The following is a 21,071-nucleotide window of genomic DNA, read 5'->3' as shown; positions in this document are numbered from 1 at the left end:
TATACCTCTCCGAAGTGATCTCAAGCCAGCCCCTCGTCTTATCGCAAGTACTCCTCTTATCCAGCGGAGGGAAAAGTCTCCTTCTCATGAAGAAAAAAGCGCCTTCACGTAGTGGTTTTCCTCTGTCTACGCACGTAGTCTTAAGGACTAGGCACGAAAACCCTAAAGTCTACGTACGTAGATATTAGAGCCACGTACGTAGTCCAAACATTTCTATCACTCGTCCACAACTTTTATCCCTACGTGGAGCAACAACCTAAATATTGGTCACTTCACAAAGCTATAGTGGTCGGCGTGCGAACCAATAGTGGTCAGAGCAGCGACCAATACGGGTTCCTACCCCTACCCTCCGCACAGCTCCACTCTACGGCATAAAGAAGCCCCTCCCACCGAAGGGCTGACCACTCAGGATCAGCGCCTTTGGTGGGAGGGGCAAGAGGGATACCTTGAGGTAGCGAGAGCAGGAGGTCTTCGCTACCTCAAAGGTGAAAGTGCGGGAGGAGTTACTTCTTCTTAATCGTCTTCATCATCTCCTGCACGGCACGCTCGAGCTGGACGTCACGACCAGAGAGGTAGTCGGCAGGCGTGTTGTAGACCTCGATATCAGGCTGCAGCGTCTGATTCTCCATAGCGACACCATTGACATCGGCGCAGGTGACTTCGGGGATACCGAAGACGAGGTAAGGATTGATCTGCGTCTCCCACCAGACAGCCGTCATCGTACCTGCGACAGGCGTACCGATGACCTTACCGAGACCGAGGGTCTTATACACCCAGGGGAAGCCATGACCATTACTGTAGTTCCCTTCGCTCACCAGGACGCAGCTGGGCTTAGTCCACTGCATGATGGGGTCATCACCGATGTACTGACCACGAGGCGTGAAGCGAGAGTAGAGCTTACCGCTGAGCAGGAAGACGAGGTCTTCGTGGAGCCAACCACCACCATTGTAGCGGGTGTCGACGATGACTGCATCGTAGTTGCGGTACTTACCGAGGAGCTCCTTGTAAGCATTGCGGTAGCTGTACGTATTCATCGAGGGCACGATGATGTAGGCGATACGCCCACCACTGAGCTTCTCGACCATATCCTTACGCTGCTGTACCCAGCGGCGGTGGAAGAGATCCTTCTGCGTAGACTGATTGATGGGGCGGATGAATTCCTCGAAGCGCTTACCCGTCTTAGGATCGTGGAAGGTGACGCTGACGCGCTTACCGACCTTGCCATTAAGGTAGAGCTCTACGGGACGATCAGCATCGATGACTTCGCCATCAATCTTCTCGATGATCATACCGGCCTTGATCTTGTCTCCGAAGTGCGTGAGCGGACCACCAGCGAGGATCTCCTCGATCTTGAGGCCATTGCCCGTGTGCTTCTGATCGTAGAAGGCACCGAGATACCCCGTCTGCTTAGCCCAGCGCTTAGGATGGACGCGAGCACCCGTATGCGAAGCATTCAGCTCACCGAGGAGCTCGCTCAGCATCTCGCCGAAGTCCTCATCATTATCAATGTAGGGGAGGAACTTGCGGTAGGTCTTACGGTAGTAGTCCCAGTCGACACCATGGAGGTTGACGTCATAGAACTTCTCCTTGACCTGCTGCCAAGCGTGGTCGAAGATATACTCACGCTCTGCTGCGGGACGATGCTCAAACTCAGCAGCGAAGCTGATAGGCTTGAGCTGACCACCATCGAGCTTATTGAGTCCAGAGGACGTACCGACATAGACGGTCTTCCCGTCCTGACCGAGCATCAGGCTACCACCACCGACACGTGCGCTGAGGAGCTTCGTAGACTGCTCTTCGAGGTCACGCTCCCAGAGGTCGTAGGAGTTCTCATACTTAGCGATGTAGTAGAGCTTCTTACCATCATCAGTGATGACAGCGTCAGAGAGCGAGCCCGAGGCGCGTGTCAGACGGACCGTACGATGATCCAGATCGGTGAAGTCAGGCGTGAAGCCCTTGCTTTCCTTCGTATCCTTAGCATCCGCTGCATCAGTCTTAGCCGACTTCTTCGTGGACTTCTTAGCAGGCTTCTTGGTATCCTTCTTCTCGTCGGTCTTCTTGTCCTTAGTCGTAAGGTCAGCGAGTTCCTTGCGGAGCTCCTTATCCTCCTTAGAGAGCTTGAAGTCTTCGTAAGCCTGACGGTCGAGGAACATCAGGTAGTAGTCGCGCTCTGCCCCCCAGCTACCATGGCTGCGATAGCCCGCACGGTCAGAGGAGAAGAGCACAGCCTTGCCCTTCATGACGAACTTACCCGAGCCTTCGGAGTAGCCGCTCTCGGTGAGGTTCACGATCTCGCCAGAGCCATCAGCCTTGACCATAGCACAGTCAGGGTGCTGCCAGCCGCCATGACCGATATAGTTAGCGAGGATCCACTTGCCGTCAGGGCTCCAGTGATAGCTGATATCGCCGTCGGAGTAGGAGTAGTTGAACTTCTTGTCGAGGACCTTGTAGTCACGGCCAGACTTGAGGTCGTGGACGTAAATACCCGTGCGGTCACGCAGGTAAGCCACCTTCGTGCCGTCGGGAGAGAAGTGAGGCTGGAAAGAAGCTTCCTTATTCTTCGTCAGCTGCGTCTCCTTGATGTCACGCGAATAGACGAAGAGGGGATCATCCGAGCGATTCAGCTCAGCCATATAGATATTCCACCCGCCATTACGCTCAGCGGCGTAGACGATCTTCTTGCCATCGTTGCTGAAGTCGACATCACGCTCTTCTTCGGGGGTGCTGGTGAGGCGCTTCGTCGTGCCGTATTCGGTGTGAGTGACGAAGACATCCCCGTGGACGATGAAGGCAATTTCCTTATTACTGGGAGCGACGGCAAAGGACGACACGCCATCACGGATCGTCTCAGGATTGATAGCCGATTCCTCCTGGTCACGGACGATGGAGACATTCACCTTCGTGGGCTGACCACCAGGCGTCTGAGTGTAGATCTCGCCATCGAAGCCATAGCAGAGCGTGCCATTAGAGGCAATAGAGAGGAAGCGAACGGGGTCCTTCGTGAAGGAAGTGATCTTCTTGTCTGCAGCGGCAGCCGCAGCAGCATCACGGTGGTAGACATTGAAGGAGCCTTCGCGCTCACTGAGGTAGTAGAAGCCGCCCTTGCTATCCCAGACAGCATTGCGGTCTTCACCGCCGAAGGTCGTGAGCTTCGTGTGCTTGCCATCCTTGGAGCGGAGCCAGATATCACGCGTCACAGGCGAAACAGCGTGCTTACGCCAGATATCTTCGTAGCCCTTGACGTCGGTGTAGAGGATCTCGCCACCACGCAGCGAAGGCATCAGCATAGGATAAGCACCGTAGAGCTTGGGGCGGGCAATAGTCTTAGAGAGGTCAAGTGAATAGGTCTGTACGAACCAGTCCCAGGGATACATACCATCCTTCACATCAGGCATGACGTAGGACTGGAAGAGGAGCGTAGAGCCGTCGAGGAAGGCGACGGGCACCTCCTTCTCGCTGCTATAGGTCAGGCGGCGCAAGCCAGAGCCGTCAGCCTTGACGATATAGACGTCCTTGCTCCCCTCACGGTCGGAGGAGAAGGCCAGCGAACGGCTGTCGGGGCTCCAAATGGGGGTACCGTCGTAGGCGGCATTAGAGGTAAGGCGTAGTGCCTGCCCACCAGCCGTCGGTACGGTGTAGATATCCCCCTTGTAGCAGAAGGCGATCTGCGAGCCGTCGGGGCTAATCTGCTGATGGCGCAGCCAAAGGGGAGATCCTTTCTCTGCATGAGCCAGGGCAGGTAAAGCCAAAGCCGATGCAAGAGCTAAAGTGAGTATTCGTTTCATAGTCGATACGGATGTGTATAGTGTGGTATGTGCGTGCGGATGACCTGCATGCGGAGGCTTAAGACCCACGGCTCCCAATGCGATGAAAGTGCCCTTGCAGGCTAAAGCTTCCAGCAAGCCGAAGTCTCAGGTAAGAGGCGCTCCAAAATCGAGCACTTTCTCCATGAGATATCCCCATGGGGAAGCCTCTTCTACTCGGGAGAATAGTGTGCGGGAGTGAGTGGGATAAAAAAGAAGAGAGCCCCCGAGACACACGGAGGTGCGCTGGAGGGCTCTCTTCTGAGGGAATAATATCGGAGAGAGAAGCGTGACTTAGTCGTTACGCTTACGAGCCGAGTAGCTTAGGTTAAGTGCGTCGGCGCGTCGGAGCTCTTCCTTGATCTGAGAGATGATGTTCATCTTCGTATCCTTATCGGCCTTCAGAGAGACCTGCATAAGGTTGCGACGCTCGTCCTTGATCTTTGACTGTGACTGCTTGAGGTAGCTGTACACAGCCGTAGGATTCTGCGTGACCTGGTCGTTGAGCTGAATCGCTGAGTTAGACCCGTACATCTCGCGGTATTCCTTGTTGGGCTTACCGACGTAGATGAAGGTAACGAGCGACTTTTCTTCGAGCTTCGTAAGCTCAGTAGCCGTAGGCAGGTTACTGAAGCTCACCTTCGGGGTAACCTCACGGATGGTCGTAACCATCATGATGAAGAAGAGGAAGGCGAATACCAAGTCAGGGAGGGACGAAGTGTTTAGCTCGGGCATCTCACGCCCACCTGATTTACTGAATTTACCCATGTCTTTTACTTCTTTGCAAGGTTAGAGAGAGCCATTTCAGAGATATGCATAGGATATGCATCCTGGACAGACTTCTTCTCGGAAGGGGAAAGCGCCTCAAACGTCTTGCCACCGAACTCCTTCTTAGCGAAGGCATCCCAGACCTCATTGTAGGCCTTGATGAGTTCGTTCTGGACATTGACGTACTGCTGGTAGCTGGTCTCGACCTCATTCTTGATCGAGATAGCATAACCAGAGGTGATGACGGTGCGCTCACCCAGCCCTTCGATCTCACGACGCTCAAGCTCAGGGAGGAAGGGCTTGTTCTCGGGGTTCGTAATGAACTCGACAGCGTAGTCCTTCAGCTGATCCAGCTTGACGGGGATGAGCTGGTCGATGCCAGACGCATCCTTACGCGAGATCACGATCTCGTCAGCGCGGTTGACCAAGAGTCGCATGATGTTGCGGTCATTGATCTCGATCTCCTGCTGCTTCTGTTGCTTTGGAGCCATCGGAGGCAGACGCCTCTTCAGACCCTTATCAGTATCCATTGAAGTTGTAATCAAGAAGAAGATAAGCAACATAAAAGCGATATCGGCCGAGGACGATCCGTTGATACCAGGAGTCTTTCTTTTCGTAGCCATAATGCTTTTTGTTCTATTCGTTACTGATTACAACCGTTACTTCCCGAGGACTCTCTTGGATACACCGCCCCAGATGACGGCACCGAGGGTGACGACGAAGAGGACGTAGGTGGAGTAGAGCCACATGTCTGTGACCTTCAGCCAACCACTGGTGTTATAAGTCTGCGAAGCTTCGTTAAGACCCTTGATAGCCTCACCGCTACCGATAGCATAGCCGAGGATGAGTGAGACGACGAGGACGACGACGGAGATAAGGTTGGACTTACGTGCTACAGCGTCCTTGGTCTTGTTGGTAGCGATGCTACGTCCAGCGAAGAAGAGCGTCGCAAGGACCGTGACGATGAAGAGGAAGTACGTCCAGTAAAGTAAGATACCCGTAAACGCATAGTCCTTGTTGCCCTTAGCGTCGAGCTCCGAGCCTCCTGCGAAGAAGAGGACGAAGATCAGTACGCTGAGCGCCAGGAGGACTAATAAAGTCGTGCTGGATACCTTGCGTATCTTAGTTACAGCCATTTCTTTATTGTTGTTACAGGGTAGGATTACTTGTTCTTCTTGGCATCGTACTTGACGATCAGGTCAAGCAGCGTGATGGAAGCGTCTTCCATACGATTGAGGATGCCTTCGACGAGAGAGAGGATGTAGTTGTAGAAGATCTGAAGGATCAGAGCTACGATGAGACCACCGATGGTCGTGATAAGAGCGACCTTCATACCACCAGCGACGACCGTTGGGCTGATGTCACCGACCTTTTCGATGTTATCGAAGGCCTGGACCATACCTACGACCGTACCAAGGAACCCGAGTGAAGGAGCCATAGCGATGAAGAGCGTGATCCAAGAGAGGTTCTTTTCGAGCAGACCACCCTGTACACCACCGTAAGATACGACAGACTTTTCAGCGATGTCGATACCCTGGTCAGCACGCAGGAGAGCCTGGTAAGCGATAGAAGCGATAGGACCGCGCGTGTTGCGAGCTACTTCCTTAGCCTTTTCGATGTTACCTTCTTCGACGAGAGCCTTTTCGATGTCGCGCAGGAGCTTGTCGGGGTTGACGTTAGCCAGGTTGAGGTAGATGATACGCTCAAGGCAGATAGCCAGACCGAGGATGAGGGCGATGGCGATGGTAGCCATGAAGTCTGCACCCCCTTCGATGAACTTGGTCTTGAGCTCCTGGTGGAAGCCCGTTTCAGCTACAGCTTCTTCACCAGCGACCTGGTCAGCAGCAGGAGCTTCAGCTACAGTAGCGGCAGAGTCAGCAGCGGGAGCAGCAGAATCAACCTGAGTCGTAGCAGCGGCAGCAGCGCTATCTGCATTCTGAGCCGTAGCTACATTAGCCATACCTACAGAGAGGAGACCCACGCAAGCAGCGATTGCGAATAACTTTTTCATGTCGAGTTGTTTTTGTGAGTTAGTTAGTTCTATTTATTCGTTTCTTCTTGTTCCTATAACGTATGAAGGGCACTACAAGCAGATCGAGGAGTACTGCATTCCCGCTATAAGGCAGGGCGAGTGTAGAGCCTTTCGGCATCAAAAATACAGCTTTTCCAAGCGAAAAACAAAATCATTGTTCACCGAACTTCAGTTGAGCCGTCTTCCCGCTCCACAAGAGGGCGTCCGATGCTTCGTCTAACACAATAGTATATAGAGACTGTTGCCTATAATCCTGCCCTCTATTTATTATGCTAAGGCATCGCGCGACCAGCTCTCCGATATGCCTCTCTGAAGAGGTACGCAAGCCCTTCGCCTTATCGTGAGTATTCCTCTTATCCAGCGGAGGGAAAAGTATCCTTCTCGTAGAGGAAAAAGCGCCTTCACGTAGTGGTTTTCCTCTATCTATGTACGTAGTCTTAAAGACCAGGTACGTAAATCCAAACATCCACGTACGTAGATATTAGAGCTACGTACGTAGTCCAAACTTATCTGCCACGCGTCGACAACTTTTCTCCCTACGCGGAGCAACAACCTGATATAGGTCACTTCACAAAGCTATACGGAATCAAGCCAAAGCTATATAGCTTTCTTCGCCATCCCATATAAGCTCTACCCACGCACTCATATAGGGAATATAAACACCTCTGCCGTCCAGCACGCGAAGTGCAGTGGACGGCAGAGGCAGGGAGATGAGTTAGAACTTCACCGACAGGTCGACACCGAGGGTACGGGGTGCCGAAGTCTGGAAAAGACGGCCCAGCGGTGAGGCAGCCTGGAAGACCGTGTAGCTATTATCCGTAAGGTTGGCTCCCCACAGTGCGAGCGTGTAGCGGTCGTAGCTCAGCCCGAGGCGAGCGCGTAGCGTAGACTGGAGGGACTCGCGGGTCGTATTGTCTTCACGCCAATAGATCTCTCCGAGGCCAGCGTACTCGACCTCGCCCAAGAGGCGCAGGTGGCGTGAGAGCGGCTCGTTCGCCGAGAGCATCACGCTATAAGTATGGCGCGGGATGAAGGGGACGAAGTTACCCTTCTTCGCTGCTGTCGTCTGCTCCGTGAAGCGGGCATCCGTGAGGCTATAGTTCAGGTGTGCGCGAAGCGAAGACCACAGGCGCTGCGTGGCGGAGAGCTCGAAGCCCAGCGTACGGGACGAGCCTGCATTACCGACCATACGGCCTGCCCCCGAGGCGACGAAGCGTGTCAGCTGGAGGTCACGCACCTGCATCAGGTAGACCGAAGAGGAGAGCTCCAGCCCAGCCGAAGGGAGGGCATAGCGTGCTCCGAGCTCATAGCTCCAGCTGTGCTCAGGCTTGTAAGTCGTCGCCGAAGCGATCGTCGAGCTATCGAAGCCCCCACGCCCTGAGATCTGTGCCTGAAGAGCCTTCTGCTGAGCTGTGGTGATGAGGTCGGAGAAGGACTGCTCATTGAAGCCCCCCGTCTTCACCCCACGACTGACGGTAGCATAGGCACGGAGCGCCTCTGTGGGATGCCACGATACGGAGAGCTTGGGCAGGAGATTCCAGTAGCCTACCGACTGCTTCCCCTCGAGGTGAACGGGAGGCGCGGTAGCCAGAGCCTGAGTCGTCCCTGCTACAGCGAGGCTCAGCTCATAGCCACGGGAGTCGTAGCTGATCTCGTGGTGCTCGTAGTCGAGGCGTAGCCCACCGGTGATCGTCCAGGCGGGAGTGAGATGATAGGCACTCTCATGATAGAGTGCCAGCCCCCAGTCGGGCATACGGAAGTCGTTTGCATTCGTTCGATCCGAGCGCGTAGCATCGTAGTAGACGAGCGAAGGCATGGCGGGGACGCGCCGCTTCAGGGCAGCCATCGCTTGATTGATAAGCGCACTCAGCCCACCATAGGAGAAGGTCACGGGGGCCTCTACACGCTTGGCATCGTGGTAGCCAAAGAGCCCGACACTCCAGTCGTAGCGGCTGGGACGCTCGCCACGGAGATTCTTAAGGATGAACTCCTGCGTCAGCCCATGCTCACGCAGCCCCTGCGTGACGTAGAAGTACGAGACAGGAAGGGCATCCATATCCATCTGCGTCTCATCGAAGAGGTACTGATAGCTCGTCGCCGACTGGAGCTGTACCCCACCCCACTTATAGCTGAGGAGATAGCGCAGCGTAGCCGTGTGGCGCTTGTAGCTCTCGGGCGCATCGGCCGAGAGCGGAAGTGGCTGCTTGGTACGAGGGTCGTCTGTACGATAGGGAAAACCTCCCTGGTGGACGTAGTCGCCCGAGAGGGAGAGGGCCATCTCAAGCTGCTCCGTAGGGCGATACTCGAGCTTAGCGAAGCCGCCTACCATACGCAGACTGTCCTGATAGGCCTGACGGGTCTCATTGTAGAAGTAGCCACGGCGGGTCGTCCCCGAGAGGCCGTAGCTTAGCCCCACCTTGTCGGAGAGTTGGAAGGCCTGCTCGACGGAGCCACGCAGGAGGCGGTGTGAGCCTGCGGTGAGCTTTGCTTCGCCTCCAGGCTGGTCGAAGGCTGAGCGCGTGTAGTAGTTGATGATGCCCGACATCGCATTGCGCCCGTAGAGCGTACCTTGCGGGCCACGCAGTACCTCGACACCCGTGATACCAGGGATATCGAAGTTGAAGCCCGACTTATTCAGCACGGGCACCCCGTCTACATAGAGGCCGATGGTCTGGCCCGAGCTACGCGTACCGCTCCCACGGAGGTAGATCGCGGCACTGCGCTTCGAGCCGTAGTCGGGCACGAAGAGGCTGGGCACGCGCCCCGTAAGGTCCGTGATACTCTGCATGCGATACTGACTGAGGTCACGGCTCGTGATCCATGTCAGTGCAGTAGGCTGACCTATGGAAGGAGCGGTAGGGCGCTGGGGGACGTAGGAGCGGATGACGACCTGCTCGATAGGATTGGTCTGGATGCTATCCTGCTCCTCTGCATGGAGGCTCATGGGCATAGCCATGAAGCCGAGCGCAAAGAGCGGAAATACAAGTAGCTGTTTCTTATTCTTGGTAAGCATTGGGGATCATGAAGCTAAGGGCGATCCGCTGACTCGGGCAAAGGCACTCCGTCAGCGCACCGTCTTGGATAAATCACCGCAAAAGTAGAGCCCGCAGCTGTTGCAGCGAATAAAATCACCAAATTCACCCCGAATTCACCTCAAAAAAGACCAGACCCGCCCTATCCTCCCCTACAATAGTACACATCTATCCTCCCGCTCCTCAGAGCAGGATTCACGGGGACGGAGCGAAGGGATTATCTTTGTGCTGTGAAGAAGCCCTTCACTTAGCCCCGTCATCATGGCCAAATACTTCCACTTCTTACCTCTCCTCCTCACGCTCCTCTTTGCATCCGACCTCGGAGCACAGACCTACTACCGCAGTGAAGAGCCTCACTGTACCGCCCCGAAGGATAGCACGACGCTCCTCGGTCTGGACGTCGTCGGCGAAGGCTTCTTCCGCAATGACGAATATGCCTCCGACCTCGTCGCAGACTATACCCTCCCAGGCTATCGCCTGCGAGCCAACCTCAGCTACCGCCCCGAGACCCACCTTCCCATTGAGCTACGTCTTGGTGTCTATAACCTCTACTACTGGGGAGCCACACGCTACCCGGCCGCCTTGGCCTATCAGGATCTCCCCTACTGGCGGGGCGATGGCGACCGCTATACACGCCTGCGCCTCCTCCCCTACTTCCAGGCGTCGATACAGCCAGCAGCAGGCTAGGCTATCCTCCTGGGGCATCTGCAGGGCGGAGTGAAGCACCGACTCATCGAGCCGCTCTACAATCCTGAGCTCAACCTCACCGCAGACCCCGAGATGGGCCTACAGATCCGCTACGAAGGACAGCGTACCCGACTGGACACCTGGGTCGACTGGCAGAGCTTCATCTTCCGAGGCGACAAGCATCAGGAGGCCTTCGTCTTCGGGCTCAGCACCGCCCAAGCCTTTGACGTCAGCCCTGCTGACCGCCTCGAGCTCCAGCTACAAGCCGTCGCCCACCATCGTGGTGGCGTGCTGAATGAGCGAGCCGACACCGTGCACACCTGGCTCAATGCCGCCCTCGGTGCCGTGTACAGCCATCAGTTTACCCTCCCCAAGCACCCCCTGCTGGTACAGGCAGGGCTCTACGGCCTTGTCTACAGTCAGCGGGGCGAGCACTATGCTTCGGACAAGGGCTGGGGCTTCCTCGCTACAGCAGGTCTGAGCTGGCGACGCTGGCAGACGGAGCTAAGCCACTTCTATGGGCACGACTTCATCAGCCCGCTGGGTATCCCCTTTGCGCAGAGTGTCGGGCGTGCGGGACGAAGCCACCTCCTCACACATCACCCACGCTACACCGCTTGGCAGGGGAGCTACCGCATCATCGAGTCCGAGGCGTACACCTTCGGCGTGAGTGCTGGGCTCTATATCCACCCACATTCGGCACATAGCACCAGCTCCTTCATCGAGGCCTACCTGAGCATCTCACCACGCTTCACCCTCCTACGTAGGCAACGACAGTAGCTCCTCCTCTACCCCATCACGCACCGAGGCCCACCCCGCATCAGCAGGGTGGGCCTCGTCATTATATCGTAAGAGGAAAGAGTCGGCTACAGCTGCACGCCCTTAGCGCGTGCTTCGTAGCGACGCCCTACGACCTCCCAGTCGATGATCTGCCAGATGGCACGCAGGTGGTCGGCACGGCGATTCTCATAGTCGAGATAGTAGGCGTGCTCCCAGATGTCGATAGCGAGGAGGGGCACACGGCCACGAGTGACGGGCGTACCCGCATTCGAGGTCTTCTCAATGTAGATAACTCCAGCCTCATCGGTAGAGAGCCAGAGCCAGCCTGAGCCGAAGATCTCACCACCAGCCTTCTCAAAGTCCGCCTTGAAGGCATCAAAGTCCTTGTAGCTACGCAGTAGAGCTGCACGCAGAGCCCCCTGGGGCTCCGTGACGCGACCTGCTTCGTAGGGGCGGAACTGCTTGAAGTACAGGAGGTGATTCAGCAGCTGACCTGCATTATCAAAGATCGCTCCCGAGGAGAAGCGTACCAGACGCGCCAGATCCCGCTCCTTGATATCATTCTCATGCACGAGCTTGTTGAGCTTGTGCAGATAGCCCACGACGTGCTTGCCGTAGTGAAGCTCGACGGTGCGCTGGCTGATGACAGGCGCGAGCGCATCGGTAGCATACGGCAGGTCAAAAAGCTGGAAGGCGGGCTTAGCAGGCTCTGCCGTAGCAGCAGGTGCTGTAGCTGTAGCCTTCGTTGTCTTCGTCTGGGCTGAGAGTGAACTGATGGTGAGGGCTCCCGTAAGGAGCAGTGCAAGGGATCTGATTCGCATGATGAAGGTGGTAGGGTAAATAGGTGATAGACGCTTAGTCGTCGTAGCCAACGATCTGGTAGCGCGAGTCGAAGTAGACCTCAAGGCCAGAGCTAAGCTCTACCTTGTAGCCACGACGCTTGCGCTCGATCTGTACGATGGACTCGCCAGCATGCTGAGCACGCAGAGCATTGATGATCTGAGCGGGAATGAATGACGTAGGCAGGGCGGTATGCTTGCCGTCGACCTCCTTCCACTCACCACGAGAGGAGAACTCGATCTCGGTGCCGTCAGCAAGGAGGACATCGTAGGTCGTCCCTGAGAAGTCACGATCTTCCTTCGCCAGGGACACATTGCGTCCGGCAAAGTGCTTCGCGAGGAAGAGCTGGGCGGCCTTAGGCAGTTGGTTGGTCTGGATGACGCGGTCGCTACCTGCATGCAGACTGAGAGTCGCGAGTACGAGGAGAGCGAGGGTCAAGGACAGAAATCTCTTCATAATCTGAATTACTTAGTTTGGGGGTGAATAATGTGGTGTATTACCATCGCTATAACGTGAGGCGGAGAGAAAAGGTTTTTCCCTGCGAAAATCCCCCCATCACAACCAGCTATCGAACATACATATAGAGCACCTTCAAAGCAACCTATATAGGTCATCAATCCGACCAGTATAGGTTGAGTATAGTGACCTATATAGGTTCGCGTGCGAAGCAGTATTGGTCGCACGAGTGACCAATATAGGTTGATACCAGAGTCCCCAAGCAGTACGGGCGAGGCGATCACAGAGGTCACCCCGCTCGTAGCGGATAGTTAGGGCTTCACAGAGCCCTTAGTGCTTGTCGCCCTGATAGGTGAGCGAATAGGGATGCAGGACGCGAGCACTCCACTTAGCAGCTTGCGAAGCAGAGCTATATTCCTCATTACCGTAGAACCCATAGCGCCCGATACAGGGAGCCGTGACATAACGCCCGCGGCTGTCTGGACTGAAGTTCGAGGGATCAAGCGACCAGTAAGCAGCACGTACCCCACGCTGCGTGGCTTCAATATGACCCTCTTCATGCGTACCTGGGACGAAGAACCAGCGTACGACCTTATTCGCTGTATTCTGCTGATCATCCCAGAAGGACTGAGGGATGAACTCCTTGATATCCCCGACGAAGTACTTCCCGAGATAGACTGCCGTAGCCTCGATATAGCACATATAGGGGTCTTTAATATTGGAGCCTACGCCCGTAAAGAAGACGGGCTTGAAGCGGTAGACCGCCTGATGCTCACTACGCACAGGGCGGCCTGCGACAGCTGCGAGCGTGTCGTGACGGAAGAGCAGTGAGGTAGAGACGTGCTTAGCTCCATCAGAATAGGTGATGACGCGCTCGCGACGAGGCTGCTGGAGCTTACCGCCCTCGATCGGAGTGAAGGCACGATAAGCCATGACGATACGGCCATCAGAGACGGCTGGAGGCGTATTCCCGTCATAGCGCCAGTTGCTATAGAAGACGGCATTGCTACGGGTGATCCCTGCTAACGCCAGCGTGTTGTGGTCAGGGATATAGTAGTTCGTCCCATCGATCTGGATGGGAGTCGTCTGACGAGGCTGTGCGGGATTAGAGCGATCCAGATAGCGGCTGAGCTGATCGAGTGTGAAGAGACTGACATTCTCATTGATCTGCTCCTTGGTCTCAGGAGGAAGAAGAGACGAGGCTGGGTCTGCTGCTTGCTTCCTGCAGCGGCATAGGAGAGGGGGCGACGCGACATGTAGCCCAGCTGGATATTGGGCTGCTCATAGAGTTCGCAGTTCATATGGTAGGCCTTCCCACTCTTGAGGTTGAGGTCTGTCCCCATAATAGGCACGATCGCCATGTTGGGCTTAGCGATGCTCTGTCCACCTTCGCTCGCACCGACAGCATAGACGTGCGTCGTGGCATAGCGCGAGGCAGCCTCGGGATCGATAGAGCGAGAGGCCTCTGGGAAGATCACCTGATAGCTGGGGCTTGACTCAGCTGTGCCATCATTGTAGCCGAAGCTCGTGCGAGAAGCTGCACGTGAGGTAGGATACCACACGACGACCGCATCAGAGGTCGTGCTACCCGAAGCCAGATTAGAGACGGGGAAGCCGTAAGTGTGGGTTTGGTATTCGTAGTCGGAGCTATAGCCAAACCAAGAGGGAAGCTCATTAGCACCGAGCTTATCCAGTAGGCCTGGGTTGAGGTCAATCTTTGCCTCAGGCAGGAGGACGTTTGAGACGACCTTGATCCCCGAGAGGCTGATCGCCTTCTTACGGGAGTTGTGTACGGTGTAGGCTACCATCGTCCCGAGAGGACGGAGATGGAAGCTGGGATTCACCAGCTTACTTCTGCCCCCTGCAACCTTCGTCTTAGAGAGGCGAGTCCAAGAAGAGGCATAGGGGACTTCGAGAGAGAAGGTGCGATTCTGCGTTGTATTGACCAAGCCCTGGGCACCCCCAGCACGTAGAGACTTATAGGTAAGGATCAGATTCGAGGCAGGGACTCTTCCAGCAGGAGTTAGATTCAGCTCGAAGTCATCGGGCACGAGGTAAAGCATGGCCTCCCACTCATAGCGTTCGAAGGGAATGTGGGTAGGAAGCTTGATAGACTCCCCACGGATCGTGAGGGCCTTCTTGCCATTGCGCTTCCACTTCATCAGGGAGTAGATGTAGGGAGCTTGGCCGTTGGGCTGATTCTGTCCGACCGTGCGAAGGATCACAAGCCCCTTGTATTCGGTCTTGTTCTCATCGAGCTCAAGGGCAATCTTCTTGGGACCATTGTAGGCAAAGCCGAGGGACTTGGCTTCTGCACCAGAGCCAAGGACAGGGAGAGCCTCTGCGGACGCTTCGATATCCAGCTCGATGGACTCCCCAGTGTTGGTAGATGACAGGGTAATTCGACTGTTGTCCTCAGCAGGCGTGATGGTAGGTGCATCTGCTGTCTTGGAGCACGAAGTGCCAGCAAGAAAAGGACAAACATTAGGCCCAAAGGCCGGATCATACGGTAATAAGAACCAAACATGATGAGATTAGGGATGAGCGGGGCTGTGCAGTGGCGAAGCCCCTTACAATGTTAGTAGGGTGTGTGGTACGAAAGAGAAGATACTGCTCTCAGGGAAAATACTCTATACGCACCCACGGTACATAGAACGTCTATACTAAAAGTATAGTACATTCCTCTACTAATAAGATGCGCTACCGAACCCTTAAATTAGTCTTTTATGAGCAAAGCGCCCCTACCCATAGAGAGGGAAGAGACCAAAAACAAGTGTGGGCGGAGCGACTCCAAGAGTCACTCCACCCACGCTATGATGTCTTTAGATATGTCTCACACTACGAGGAACTACCCTTTAGCGGGCAGAGCCGAGGCGATGGTCTGCTGTGCAAGGCGTGCTGAGGCCGGGATATGTGCCGGCGGAGTGCCCTGCTCGCTCATATGAAAAGCGGGGTGTACCGTCAGCACCACGCGACGTGGATGCGGCAGGTAGGTACCACGCGGTAGGACCTCAAAGGCCCCATCGATCGTGACGGGCAGGATGGGGACATCCAGCTCTGAGGCCATCACGAAAGCTCCCTTCTTAAATCGGGTAAGACGCCCCGTCTCGGTACGACTTCCCTCAGGGAAGATGAATATAGAGTTGCCTGTCGCCAGGACTTTCTTGGCATCCTCAATCGTCTGTGCAATAGAAGAGACACGCGTCTCATCGACGAAGATGAAGTGTGCAGCTTCACATGCTTTACCCACAAGCGGGAGACGGCGTAGCTCGGACTTCATCACCCATTTGAAGGGGATACCTATATAGGCATTGAGGACAAATATATCGTAAGCGCTCTGATGGTTGGCTACCACTACGCAGGGCGCATCGGATGTCGGTAGATTCTCTCGGCCACGGACCTCGACACGGCACAGCGACACGGCCAGGCACGTCCAAGACCAGAGCTTGGTAGCTCGGCTGATGAACGATGCTGGGGCACCTGTATAGCTCGCAATGATGATCGTAAGGCAGCAGACGATCGTAGCTAAGACAAGGAGCGGTCCACCTATCAGGAAGAAATAGATGAGGTAGACGATGCGACCGAGCGTGAGAGACTTCATAGGACTAGTTATGCATTCACCTTATCACTATTCGTCGAGAGGCAGAGCATGGAGATAGCGAGCCAGGCGCTGGACAGCACATCCGCGGTGACTCATCGCATTCTTCTCCTCACTACTCAGCTCAGCGAAAGTCTGCTGGCATCCTTCGGGGCGGAAGACGGGGTCATAGCCGAAGCCATGGTCACCCGAGCGCTCGAGAGTAATCTCTCCATTGACAGCACCCTCGAAGAAGTGGGTCCCGTACTCATCGATAAGGGCGATGACGGTACGGAAGCAGGCACGACGTGGGGCAGGTACACCCTGGAGACGCTCCAGAAGGAGGGCTACATTCTCTTCGAAGGTAGCATGCTCCCCTGCGAAGCGCGCAGAGTAGACTCCAGGAGCTCCGTCAAGAGCCTCGACCTCGAGTCCCGTATCATCGGCAAAGCAATAGAGCCCGTAGCGCTCCCACACGTGGCGCGCCTTGATGAGGGCATTCCCCTCCAGCGTATCGGCGGTCTCAGGGATCTCCTCGTGACACCCGATGTCAGTCAGGCTGACGACCTCTAGGCGTCCAGAGAAGAGGGCACGGACCTCCTCCAGCTTATGGGCATTATTGCTCGCAAATACCAGCTTTTTCATACATTTGTTATCATAAGCAGCGCCTCACTTAGAGCTTGAAAACTCACCAGTCAGGCTTCATATGCTGGGGCAAATGTAAGGATAATATACATATCTTAAAACATTCTATGGATATTGAGCAGCTGCATGACTACTGTCTCTCGCTCCCTCACAGCAGTGAGAGCATGCCCTTTGGGGACGGATATATCGTATATAAAGTCGTGGATCGCATCTTCGCTATCATGATGCCAGACGGGGGTGAGCCTCGGCTCTCTCTCAAGTGCGATCCCGAAAGAGCTGAGGATCTCCGAGCTACTTACCCTGCCATCATACCAGGCTACCACCTCAACAAAAAGTACTGGAATACCCTGCTCCTTGATCAGCACCTTCCACCGAAACTCCTTCGCTCCCTCATCCGCCACTCATGGAATGAGGCCTCAGCTAAGCTCACGAAGCGGGTACGCACCGAGCTCGGTATCACTCCCCTACCCGAAGAAGACTAACCCCACCTATTCACCCACCCTCAATATTACCTAAGCACATGGATACTTCACTGCTTGAATTCATCGACCAGGTAGACAGCACGAATACCTATCTCACAGGTCAGATCGCCTCGGGGCGTGACCTCCCTCAGCTCCACACCGTCGTATGCCGCCAGCAGACGGCAGGGCGTGGTATGCGAGGTAACACCTGGACCTCGCGCCCAGGAGATAGCCTGACCTTCTCCATCCTCCTGCGCTCCGACATGCTGCAGGGCAAGCAGCAGTTCGCCGTCTCGGAGCTGGCAGCCTGGGCAGTGATGCGCACCTTCGCCTCCTACATGACCGACGACCAGAAGCAGCAGCTCCGCGTCAAGTGGCCAAACGATATCTTCTACGGCGACCGCAAGCTCGCTGGTATCCTCATCGAGCACAGCCTCACGGGGGCCCGTGTAGACTATTCGGTCATCGGCATCGGGATGAATATCAATGACGAAGCCTTCCCCCCCGAGCTCCCCTCAGCTATCTCTCTGCGCATGATCACGGGCAGAAGCCTCGAGCCCATGGAAGTCCTCATCCGTCTGCATAGCGAGCTCTCGCAGCTGCTCCCCGACTTCCTCCTCGGTCGCTACCAAGATGTGCACCGCCGCTATATGAAGTATCTGTATCGCAGAGACGGTTTCTTCCTCTTCACCGATATCCAGGGGCAGTTCCGTGCACAGATCAAGGACGTCACTCCCGAAGGCCGCCTCGTCCTACAGCGTGAGGATGGCTGGGAGCGTGCCTATGCCTTCAAGGAAGTCCGCTTCGATGCTGAGTAAGGCAGAGATCAAGGACATCCGCAGCCTCCACGATGCCAAGGGCCGCTCATCGCAGCAGCGCTTCATCGCCGAGGGAATTAAGCTCACAGGGGAGATGCTCGGCGCCTTCCCCTGTGAGCTTCTTCTTGCTGATGAAGAGACGGCACGTGGCTTCGCTCGACAGCTCGACAAGCTACCGCAAGCCCTCCGTCCCAAGCGCCTCGAGGTCGTGCCCGAGAGCTTCGACTGGGGGCGTGTAAGTTCGCAGCGCGAGCCTCAGCCCCTTCTTGGGGTCTTCGCCCTTCCCCAAGAGGACGAGGGAAGTCCCATCGCTTCGGGCGTCAGCCTGCTCCTTGATCGCATCCAAGATCCAGGGAACCTCGGTACGATCATCCGCACGGCGGACTGGTTCGGCATCGAGCACCTCTACCTCGCTCCAGGCACAGCCGATCCCTTCGCGCCAAAGGTCGTACAGGCCACAATGGGCGCACTCACCCGTGTCAAGGTCCATCGCCTAAGCGATACAGTCGCCTTCCTCAAGGGCTTCTCGGGGCCACGCCTCGGCACCTTCCTCGGGGGCGAAGACCTCTACACGACGGAGCTTCCTATGGGAAAGGATGAGCCCGTGCTACTCATCATGGGCAATGAAGGTCAAGGCATCCACCCCGATCTGGAGCCGCACATCGACCGCCGCATCACGATCCCGCCCTATCCAGCAGAGAACTCCCATACCGAATCCCTCAATGTAGCCATCGCTACGGCGCTCCTCCTCGGCGAGCTCCGCCGCCGTCTCTAAGGCTGCAGTCAACACTTCATCAGCTTGCCCCCCACTGCATCTACACAGGATGTAGTGGGGGGCAAATTTATTCGTATATGGGGTATAAAGAGCATCTTCCCGTAGTGATATTCTTCTATCTATGCACGTAGTCTTAAAGACCAGGCACGTAAACCCAAAGAGCCACGTACGTAGATATTAGAGCCACGTACGTAGCCCAAACTTATCTGCCACTCGTCCACAACTTTTATCCCTACGCGAAGCAACAACCTAATAGAGGTCACTTCACAATGCTATATAGCTTTCTTCACCATCCTATATAAGCTCTACCCACACGCCCATATACCTATATACAATAAGGTAGTACTTCGCCCTAGGACGTGTATGGTTGAGACAAAGGAGAAGCCCTTTACAAGGGGATACCCAATGTAAAGAGGTGTAAGGTGCTACTTCCTCTAACAAGCTCTCCTTCATCCCATGCTTCACCCCAACATTCACCATAAATGGGTAGGCTACCGAAGAAAACTACCTACTAACGAGGATTGCGGGTAGGTAAGATTCAGCATTCCTTTGTGTCAACCATTTATAGCATAGGATAGCTACATAAAGTACAAACAAATGCAAACAAATATGAGCGCACGTCACCTCCCCCTGATGCTATCGCTCTTACTCTTGCTCTGCAGCTGTCATGAGTCGGGCCATGACCCTGGCAAGGAGCTCTATGAGCAACAACTGCAGCAGAAAGGCATGCTTGCCCATCGAATAGACAGCCTCTTCTCCAGCGCATTCACCGATCCTCTCGGTGTGGAGCGAGGATTGGAAGAGCTCTACCTTCATAGAGGAGTCTCAGCTGGCACATTGAGCAGCGATCCATTCTTCCACAGTCAGGTCACCTACGTCCGCAAGGCTCTCAGCTTCAGCTTACGCGCGCACTCTTTGCAGACCCTCTTGGCAAGTGAGCACTTCGACCACTTCCAGACGATGATTCGCCTAGGCTCAGCTGGCTCCGCGTCAGAGGAATATCCAGCTACAGACCCCACAGTACTTCTTCAGATCCGCTCCGCTCTTGAGGGGGAGCTCCGACAGTTCCTCGAGAAGGAAGCTCCGAGCTATGCGCTGCGAGACCAGCAGAAGGAGGAGCAGCTCTGCACCTTCGTACAAGAGCGAGCTATCGGTCGTATAAACCAAGAGCTAGCATCATATAAGAGCTTCACGGGTCGCGAGTCCGAGCTTGAGGGAAAGGTATGGCATCAGGAGGCATACAAGCGTGGTGAGGACTCAGGCTACACCCTCCGAATCCCCTACACTATGGAGAAGCTCTTCGAGGGGAAGATCACCTTCGGGCGAGACCATCAGCTACAGCTGGACTCTCTTCAGCTCCCCACGAGCTACTACTCCTTCCCCTACGGCTACCAGCGCGGGGAGATCTTCAAGTCCTTTGAGGGTAGGGGGCGTGGCATCAACAACTCAATCTTTGCCGTGCTCAATGGCCCGATGGAGCCCACGGGGCAGAGGTATTATTTCGGTGAGCGCTATCTGACGCTCATCCTTCCACTCAAGCCCTCCGCGGACTACCCCAAGAGCAGTCGCTATACCATCGCTATCACCCTCGAGTACGACCAAGCTAAGTACAAGGACAGCCCTCGCCAGCTTATCCCCCGCTACGAATATGGCTTGGACGACACGGGACAGGAAGGTCCGCTCGACCCCTACCTCTTCTATAGTATCTACGACGAGCGCCAGCACTGGGGCACGATCCTGGTGCGAAACTATGCCCCCAACTATGTATGGGCTGGCCCTGTGAGCTTCCGTCCCGCACCCTAAGTACCGACGAGCTATGATGACACCGACACGACATATCCTCCAGATCATCCTCTTCATAAGCGCCCTATCGGCTGGCCTACAAAGTTGCTTCAAGCGCGAGCTGGAGCATGAGGAGAACTACATCAATATCAAGCAAGATCCCAGTATCGCCGACAACGAAGTCCTGCGTTTCCGCACCTTCAAGCTCGATGACTATGACCGCTACATCATCTTCGGCAACAATAATGAGGTCAGCATCGACGGTACGGCACAGCTCCCACTCCTGCTCTATTATGATGGGCAGAATCGCTCAGCGACGATAGACCTCGGAGGCTGTATCTATGAGTATCAGACGCAGCTGGACAAGCTCACCTTCCGTGGGGCTCTCTTGCGCAGTCCGATCTTCACGGAGCCTATTGTCATAGACGCTGAGACCCTGCTGAAGCGCCAGGGGAGCACGAGTCAGAGCCAAGACCGCTTCATCCTCCGCCTCAAAGCCTTCACCCTGCCTGATGGCAAGCGCGTCAGCGTCGATGAGCGCCAGAGCTATCTCGACAAGCCTCTCGGCATCAGCATCGAGCCCCTCTATCACCTGACCTATTACCGCAACTAATA

General features: G+C 55.5%; 19 protein-coding genes. 7 read left to right on the top strand and 12 right to left on the bottom strand.

Annotated elements, in window-relative coordinates; genetic code table 11:
• Positions 1 to 503 precede the first annotated feature (503 nt).
• From HMPREF1121_RS05680 to HMPREF1121_RS05650, 6 genes are all read right to left on the bottom strand, one after another.
• Positions 504 to 3,785: a S41 family peptidase gene (locus tag HMPREF1121_RS05680; protein WP_044115259.1), complete on the bottom strand. Its 3,282-nt coding sequence runs from the start codon at positions 3,783 to 3,785 to the stop codon at positions 504 to 506.
• 312 nt (positions 3,786 to 4,097) lie between these two features.
• On the bottom strand, positions 4,098 to 4,571 hold the full coding sequence (locus HMPREF1121_RS05675; protein ID WP_009432294.1) for an ExbD/TolR family protein: 474 nt from the start codon (positions 4,569 to 4,571) through the stop codon (positions 4,098 to 4,100).
• 5 nt (positions 4,572 to 4,576) lie between these two features.
• Positions 4,577 to 5,194 (bottom strand): ExbD/TolR family protein, encoded by a 618-nt coding sequence (locus HMPREF1121_RS05670; protein WP_009432292.1) that lies wholly within the window; start codon positions 5,192 to 5,194, stop codon positions 4,577 to 4,579.
• A gap of 36 nt (positions 5,195 to 5,230) precedes the next feature.
• Positions 5,231 to 5,707, bottom strand: a complete 477-nt coding sequence (locus HMPREF1121_RS05665) for a hypothetical protein (RefSeq protein WP_009432297.1) — start codon at positions 5,705 to 5,707, stop codon at positions 5,231 to 5,233.
• Positions 5,708 to 5,733: 26 nt separating this feature from the next.
• Positions 5,734 to 6,582 carry a MotA/TolQ/ExbB proton channel family protein gene (locus HMPREF1121_RS05660; RefSeq protein WP_044115257.1) on the bottom strand — a complete coding sequence of 283 codons (849 nt, stop codon included), beginning with the start codon at positions 6,580 to 6,582 and terminating at the stop codon, positions 5,734 to 5,736.
• A 736-nt stretch (positions 6,583 to 7,318) separates the two neighbouring features.
• On the bottom strand, positions 7,319 to 9,616 hold the full coding sequence (locus tag HMPREF1121_RS05650) for a TonB-dependent receptor (RefSeq protein WP_044115254.1): 2,298 nt from the start codon (positions 9,614 to 9,616) through the stop codon (positions 7,319 to 7,321).
• Positions 9,617 to 9,896: 280 nt separating this feature from the next.
• Here HMPREF1121_RS05650 and HMPREF1121_RS08865 point away from each other — a divergent pair, with 280 nt between their 5' ends.
• Complete coding sequence (locus tag HMPREF1121_RS08865; protein ID WP_232223743.1) at positions 9,897 to 10,322, top strand: hypothetical protein; 426 nt, start codon at positions 9,897 to 9,899, stop codon at positions 10,320 to 10,322.
• A gap of 30 nt (positions 10,323 to 10,352) precedes the next feature.
• Positions 10,353 to 11,102: a hypothetical protein gene (locus HMPREF1121_RS08860; RefSeq protein ID WP_232223742.1), complete on the top strand. Its 750-nt coding sequence runs from the start codon at positions 10,353 to 10,355 to the stop codon at positions 11,100 to 11,102.
• A gap of 86 nt (positions 11,103 to 11,188) precedes the next feature.
• Here the strand turns inward: HMPREF1121_RS08860 and HMPREF1121_RS05640 are convergent, their stop codons facing one another.
• The 6 genes from HMPREF1121_RS05640 to HMPREF1121_RS05615 form a co-directional block, all read right to left on the bottom strand.
• A complete protein-coding gene (locus HMPREF1121_RS05640) occupies positions 11,189 to 11,923 on the bottom strand; it encodes a superoxide dismutase (RefSeq protein WP_084151975.1) in 735 nt (244 codons plus the stop codon).
• Positions 11,924 to 11,957: 34 nt separating this feature from the next.
• Positions 11,958 to 12,398 carry a PepSY-like domain-containing protein gene (locus HMPREF1121_RS05635; RefSeq protein ID WP_044115253.1) on the bottom strand — a complete coding sequence of 147 codons (441 nt, stop codon included), beginning with the start codon at positions 12,396 to 12,398 and terminating at the stop codon, positions 11,958 to 11,960.
• Positions 12,399 to 12,728: 330 nt separating this feature from the next.
• Positions 12,729 to 13,331, bottom strand: a complete 603-nt coding sequence (locus HMPREF1121_RS05630; protein ID WP_044115252.1) for a hypothetical protein — start codon at positions 13,329 to 13,331, stop codon at positions 12,729 to 12,731.
• An 89-nt stretch (positions 13,332 to 13,420) separates the two neighbouring features.
• Entirely contained in the window at positions 13,421 to 14,623 is a 1,203-nt protein-coding gene (locus tag HMPREF1121_RS05625) for a hypothetical protein (RefSeq protein ID WP_044115251.1), read from the bottom strand.
• Positions 14,624 to 15,246: 623 nt separating this feature from the next.
• Complete coding sequence (locus HMPREF1121_RS05620; RefSeq protein WP_044115250.1) at positions 15,247 to 15,999, bottom strand: lysophospholipid acyltransferase family protein; 753 nt, start codon at positions 15,997 to 15,999, stop codon at positions 15,247 to 15,249.
• Between the two features lie 27 nt (positions 16,000 to 16,026).
• Entirely contained in the window at positions 16,027 to 16,620 is a 594-nt protein-coding gene (locus tag HMPREF1121_RS05615; RefSeq protein ID WP_044115249.1) for a non-canonical purine NTP diphosphatase, read from the bottom strand.
• 107 nt (positions 16,621 to 16,727) lie between these two features.
• On the opposite strand from HMPREF1121_RS05615, the gene HMPREF1121_RS05610 reads away from it, so the two are divergent.
• From HMPREF1121_RS05610 to HMPREF1121_RS05590, 5 genes are all read left to right on the top strand, one after another.
• Positions 16,728 to 17,102, top strand: coding sequence for an MmcQ/YjbR family DNA-binding protein (locus HMPREF1121_RS05610; protein ID WP_044115247.1), 375 nt, complete (start codon positions 16,728 to 16,730; stop codon positions 17,100 to 17,102).
• 38 nt (positions 17,103 to 17,140) lie between these two features.
• A complete protein-coding gene (locus HMPREF1121_RS05605; protein WP_044115245.1) occupies positions 17,141 to 17,899 on the top strand; it encodes a biotin--[acetyl-CoA-carboxylase] ligase in 759 nt (252 codons plus the stop codon).
• Positions 17,889 to 18,674 (top strand): TrmH family RNA methyltransferase, encoded by a 786-nt coding sequence (locus tag HMPREF1121_RS05600; RefSeq protein WP_044115244.1) that lies wholly within the window; start codon positions 17,889 to 17,891, stop codon positions 18,672 to 18,674. The genes HMPREF1121_RS05605 and HMPREF1121_RS05600 overlap by 11 nt, the downstream gene beginning before the upstream one ends.
• A gap of 597 nt (positions 18,675 to 19,271) precedes the next feature.
• A complete protein-coding gene (locus HMPREF1121_RS05595; RefSeq protein ID WP_198019163.1) occupies positions 19,272 to 20,477 on the top strand; it encodes a hypothetical protein in 1,206 nt (401 codons plus the stop codon).
• A gap of 13 nt (positions 20,478 to 20,490) precedes the next feature.
• Positions 20,491 to 21,069, top strand: coding sequence for a hypothetical protein (locus HMPREF1121_RS05590; protein ID WP_044115241.1), 579 nt, complete (start codon positions 20,491 to 20,493; stop codon positions 21,067 to 21,069).
• Positions 21,070 to 21,071: the final 2 nt, after the last annotated feature.

Source organism: Porphyromonas sp. KLE 1280 (assembly GCF_000700805.1).
Lineage (GTDB): Bacteria > Bacteroidota > Bacteroidia > Bacteroidales > Porphyromonadaceae > Porphyromonas > Porphyromonas pasteri.
Note: the sequence above shows the minus strand (reverse complement) of the source record. Positions and strands in the feature narration are given on the sequence as shown.

Excerpts from the sequence above, each read along its gene's own strand:
- HMPREF1121_RS05680 (WP_044115259.1), bottom strand. The coding sequence starts at position 3,785 with ATGAAACGAATACTCACTTTAGCTCTTGCATCGGCTTTGGCTTTACCT.
- HMPREF1121_RS05675 (WP_009432294.1), bottom strand. The coding sequence starts at position 4,571 with ATGGGTAAATTCAGTAAATCAGGTGGGCGTGAGATGCCCGAGCTAAAC.
- HMPREF1121_RS05670 (WP_009432292.1), bottom strand. The coding sequence starts at position 5,194 with ATGGCTACGAAAAGAAAGACTCCTGGTATCAACGGATCGTCCTCGGCC.
- HMPREF1121_RS05665 (WP_009432297.1), bottom strand. The coding sequence starts at position 5,707 with ATGGCTGTAACTAAGATACGCAAGGTATCCAGCACGACTTTATTAGTC.
- HMPREF1121_RS05660 (WP_044115257.1), bottom strand. The coding sequence starts at position 6,582 with ATGAAAAAGTTATTCGCAATCGCTGCTTGCGTGGGTCTCCTCTCTGTA.
- HMPREF1121_RS05650 (WP_044115254.1), bottom strand. The coding sequence starts at position 9,616 with ATGCTTACCAAGAATAAGAAACAGCTACTTGTATTTCCGCTCTTTGCG.
- HMPREF1121_RS08865 (WP_232223743.1), top strand. The coding sequence starts at position 9,897 with ATGGCCAAATACTTCCACTTCTTACCTCTCCTCCTCACGCTCCTCTTT.
- HMPREF1121_RS05640 (WP_084151975.1), bottom strand. The coding sequence starts at position 11,923 with ATGCGAATCAGATCCCTTGCACTGCTCCTTACGGGAGCCCTCACCATC.
- HMPREF1121_RS05635 (WP_044115253.1), bottom strand. The coding sequence starts at position 12,398 with ATGAAGAGATTTCTGTCCTTGACCCTCGCTCTCCTCGTACTCGCGACT.
- HMPREF1121_RS05630 (WP_044115252.1), bottom strand. The coding sequence starts at position 13,331 with ATGGCTTATCGTGCCTTCACTCCGATCGAGGGCGGTAAGCTCCAGCAG.
- HMPREF1121_RS05620 (WP_044115250.1), bottom strand. The coding sequence starts at position 15,999 with ATGAAGTCTCTCACGCTCGGTCGCATCGTCTACCTCATCTATTTCTTC.
- HMPREF1121_RS05615 (WP_044115249.1), bottom strand. The coding sequence starts at position 16,620 with ATGAAAAAGCTGGTATTTGCGAGCAATAATGCCCATAAGCTGGAGGAG.
- HMPREF1121_RS05610 (WP_044115247.1), top strand. The coding sequence starts at position 16,728 with ATGGATATTGAGCAGCTGCATGACTACTGTCTCTCGCTCCCTCACAGC.
- HMPREF1121_RS05605 (WP_044115245.1), top strand. The coding sequence starts at position 17,141 with ATGGATACTTCACTGCTTGAATTCATCGACCAGGTAGACAGCACGAAT.
- HMPREF1121_RS05600 (WP_044115244.1), top strand. The coding sequence starts at position 17,889 with ATGCTGAGTAAGGCAGAGATCAAGGACATCCGCAGCCTCCACGATGCC.
- HMPREF1121_RS05595 (WP_198019163.1), top strand. The coding sequence starts at position 19,272 with ATGCAAACAAATATGAGCGCACGTCACCTCCCCCTGATGCTATCGCTC.
- HMPREF1121_RS05590 (WP_044115241.1), top strand. The coding sequence starts at position 20,491 with ATGATGACACCGACACGACATATCCTCCAGATCATCCTCTTCATAAGC.